This is a genomic window from Sulfuricurvum sp. MLSB, from assembly GCF_000747095.1.
GTDB lineage: Bacteria > Campylobacterota > Campylobacteria > Campylobacterales > Sulfurimonadaceae > Sulfuricurvum.
On the sequence record NZ_JQGL01000139.1, the window covers coordinates 1 to 3,923 of the forward strand.

General features: G+C 53.0%; 4 protein-coding genes. 2 read left to right on the forward strand and 2 right to left on the reverse strand.

Annotated features, from left to right (window positions below):
• Both JU82_RS09955 and nifB read right to left on the reverse strand, forming a co-directional pair.
• Positions 1-886 (reverse strand): homocitrate synthase (locus JU82_RS09955; RefSeq protein ID WP_037950085.1); only part of this gene is annotated, 886 nt, incomplete at its 3' end.
• Between the two features lie 10 nt (positions 887-896).
• Positions 897-2,312 carry a nitrogenase cofactor biosynthesis protein NifB gene (gene nifB / locus JU82_RS09960; RefSeq protein ID WP_294892797.1) on the reverse strand — a complete coding sequence of 472 codons (1,416 nt, stop codon included), beginning with the start codon at positions 2,310-2,312 and terminating at the stop codon, positions 897-899.
• Between the two features lie 208 nt (positions 2,313-2,520).
• On the opposite strand from nifB, the gene JU82_RS09965 reads away from it, so the two are divergent.
• A complete protein-coding gene (locus JU82_RS09965) occupies positions 2,521-2,961 on the forward strand; it encodes a hypothetical protein (protein ID WP_037950088.1) in 441 nt (146 codons plus the stop codon).
• Positions 2,962-2,981: 20 nt separating this feature from the next.
• A partial coding sequence (locus JU82_RS09970) for a proton-conducting transporter membrane subunit (RefSeq protein ID WP_294892799.1) occupies positions 2,982-3,923 on the forward strand: 942 nt, incomplete at its 3' end.

Sequence of the window (3,923 nt, forward strand, 5' to 3'; positions counted from 1 at the left end):
CGTGCGAATCTTTCATCATTCCATCAGCATGAATACCGCTTTCGTGGGCAAAAAGGTGTTCTCCGACGATGGGGGCATTCGGGGATAGGCGCATGTTGGCCGCGTCGGCTACGGTAGCGACGAGATCGCGGATCTTGATGGGATCGATGGTTCTCGCCTCGCCGTAGAGATGTTTAAGCGTCATCACAATCTGCTCGAACGAGGCGTTGCCGGCCCGTTCACCCAGACCGATGACGGTCGTGTTCATCGATACCGCCCCCGCATCGATGCCGCTGAGGGCGTTGGCGTTGGCAAGGCCGAAATCGTTGTGGGTGTGCATCTCGATGGGAAGCAGATCGTAATCGCACAGCGATTTGATCGTGTTATACGTCTGCGTCGGGGTCATGATCCCCACCGTATCGCAGTAGCGGAAACGTGACGCACCGCATTCGGATGAGAGTTCCATCACGTCGCGGATGAATCCGATGTCCCCGCGCGAACTGTCCTCGCCGCCGATACAGACGAACAATCCCTCTTTCGTCGCAGCGCTGACGACCCGTTCGAGTTCACGCAGAACTTTGAGTTTGCTACCTCCGAATTTGACCCCGATCAGCAGATCGGAGATGGGGATGGAGAGATCGACGGCACGGACGCCGCACGAGAGGGAGGCTTCCAAATCCTCCATTTTCATCCGGTTCCACGTCATCATTCGCGCCCCTAGCCCCAGACCCAAAAGCTCTTTGATGTCGTCGCGTTCACGCGCACCCATCGCCGCGATACCGATTTCGAGTTCGTCCGCACCGCACGCATCGAGAAGCGTTGCAATACGGAGTTTTTCGGCGGTATTGAACGCAACGTAGGGAGCTTGTTCCCCGTCGCGTAATGTCGTATCGTTGATGAGCGCCATGATAGGCTCCTTAGTTTACTTCTAACTCTTCGGGAAGGTTAAAATATTTTCGAGTCGCTTTAAGCACGGAGGCTTCGATCGGCTGGTACGCATAATCTTGATCCGCAACAATCCCAGCTGCCGCCAAATCCCCCTGAGGGCATCCTCCGATTTTGGCGGTGAGGATCAATTTCACATCTTTGAGACGATCTAAGATCGGTTGGAGCGGATTGGTACCGTCCGGTCCCGCACAGTATTCCGCTTCCACTTTGCGGTGGTGAATAAATCGAATCCCTTTGTCGCCCGCTTCGTAGATCAGGAATTCGCGCACGCTGCCGAAGTGCTGGTTGATCATCCCCTCACCCGCCGTCGTGACGGCCACGAGGATCGTATGACCATCTGAGCTGAGTTCTTCTTTTTCCTTGCGCACCCGTTCGTTGGCCTGATCGAGGAAGAACCGGAACTCTTCGATCTTCGCCTGCGCTTCCTGACGCGCTTCGAGGTCGTACTTGATCTGGAGTTCGTCGAAACTAAGCCCCGCGAATGTGTCCTTCGTAAACTCCGCTCCGCGGTCTTCGCCGATGAGGCCAACCGCATCGGCGCGGCATTGGCGGCAGTGCTGCATCAGTTTCATATCCATACCGCACGCCTCCTGCACTTCCATCTGCTGCTGGTCGGTCGCGCTTGGGATACCGTCGAGTGCAAACTTGGTCCCAAACTCCGGCTCGGAGAGGATCGGCATAATATTGTGCAAAAATACCCCGATCTCTTTGAGCTTTTTGGAGACTTCGCTAAGATGCTTGTCATTGATGCCGGGGATCAAAACCGAGTTTGCTTTGATCAAAATCCCTTTTTCTACACACTTTTTCATCCCTTCCAGCTGACGTTCCAACAAAATTTGCGCCGCTTCTTTGCCGTAATAGCGTTTATTGTTGTAGAAAATCCACGGATAGATTCGGCTACCGATTTCGCCGCTTTCATCGACGCTGTTGATGGTGACGGTGATATGATCGATGTTGTGCTCTACCATTTCATCAATATAGGTAGCGAGTTCCAACCCGTTGGTCGAGAGGCAGAGTTTGAGATCGGGGGCGAATTTGCGCACAAGTCCGAACGTCTCGAACGTTTTAGCCGGATTCGCCAGCGCATCGCCGGGCCCGGCGATCCCCAATACGCTCATTCTTTGCACTTCGCCGCCGACGAGGAGTACCTTTTTCGCCGCCTCTTCGGGACTCAGGCGCTCTGAAGTGACGCCGGGACGGCTTTCATTCGAACAGTCGTATTTGCGGTTGCAGTAGTTGCACTGGATGTTGCACGCCGGGGCGACCGCGACGTGGATACGGGCATAATGATGGTGGGCCCCCTCAGAGTAGCATGGATGATTGTGGATCTTTTCCTTGATATCATCGGGCATAAAAGCTTCGCTATGGCTTGACGAACAGCTCATGATTTTCTCCTTGATAAGTAATCAAATGATCCTCTGCCTCATCCAGCACGCAATCATTTATCGAAGAGGTTAATGCAAACGGCGTTCTTGCTCCTTTTCCCCGCTAAAAATGACAATCCAAACATTTTTGTTCATCCGCCGACATTTCGGACACACCCCCTCGGCAGAATAAAAATTGCATTGAAAGCGCAAACGATGAGGAGCACCGATGATCGTAGCCGTTCCGGTCGATGCACGAGAGCGCGTGTATCACGATAATCCCTGTACCAGCACGATGTTCGCCCTCTACGAAGTGAGCGGAGAGCGCCAAGAAGTCCGTTACCGCCATGTCGAAACCCGCATCAACCCGTGGGACAAATACAAGGGGAAGATGCTGAGCGACCCCATCATGAAAGCGTGCGCCTGCGAGAACGCCCTAAGCCAAAATCCCAACCACATCAGCGAACACTACGTTTTGCTCGAAGCAATCGGCAAATGCGACGTTTTCATCGTCGATCAATACTGTCTCAATACTCTGTACACGATGAAAAACGTCGGTATCAAGATTCATAAAATCCCTCCGTTCGTCAAAACCCCCTCCGAAGCGATCGAGCATTTCATCATCGGAACCGAAATCACCCAATATTTGCGCTGTGTCCGTGAGGTGTGATATTTACGTTACAATAACCCATGCAAACGTATCTGGCTATACTCTTATTAGCTCCGTTTATCGCCGCGATCGGCATTTTTTACGTTAGTCGGTACGTTCTATTTCTTGTATTTTCCCTTTCGGTCCTATTGGTCGGCTCGTCCGTCTTTGCCTACATCTCCTTCGAATCGGCGTTCATCCTTTCCATCCCCGCTCTAAATCCCTTTGTTGTGGCGGCAGATGCCGTTTTGCTCCTTTATTTTGCATCGGTAGGATGGAAAAACCGCCATAAGCCCATCCTTGCGCTGAGTATCGTACAAATCGTCCTTTTGGGATTGCTTGAGAGTTTTGATACCCCGCAGGGGTTCGATATCCTCGTCGACCGGCTCAGCGTCTTTATGTTCCTGCTCATCAACATCGTCGGCTCGCTTATCCTTCTCTACACTCTGCGCTATGTGCGCGACGAAACCGACGATCCTTTGCGCCAAAGACTTTTTCTCTCCCTTCTAAGCGCCTTTTTGGGGATCATGAACCTTCTGGTATCGACCGACAATCTGCAATGGCTTTTTTTGTTCTTCGAACTGACGACGCTTGCGAGCTTCTGGCTGATCGGATTTCGCCGCAACGAAGAGTCGCTTGACAATGCCCGAACCGCCTTGTGGATGAACCAGATAGGTGGGGTCGCGCTGCTGGGAGCCGCCCTTGTAGCCAAAGTGCTTGTGGGGAGTATTTACCTCTCGGAAATCGTCTCAGAAGGGGGCGGTTACGTCATGCTCTTTGCCGCTTTTTTCTCCCTCTCCGCGCTGATCAAGGGGGCGCAAATCCCTTTTTCCGGATGGCTGCTGGGAGCGATGGTGGCTCCCGCCCCCGTCAGCGCGATCCTTCACTCTTCGACGATGGTCAAGATCGCCCCCTATTTTCTCCTCAAAATCTCCCCTCTTCTTGCATTGACGATGCTTGGGTGGATCATCGCCCTGATAGGC

Coding starts and splice junctions, on each gene's coding strand:
- nifB (WP_294892797.1), bottom strand. CDS start 2,312: ATGAGCTGTTCGTCAAGCCATAGCGAAGCTTTTATGCCCGATGATATC.
- JU82_RS09965 (WP_037950088.1), top strand. CDS start 2,521: ATGATCGTAGCCGTTCCGGTCGATGCACGAGAGCGCGTGTATCACGAT.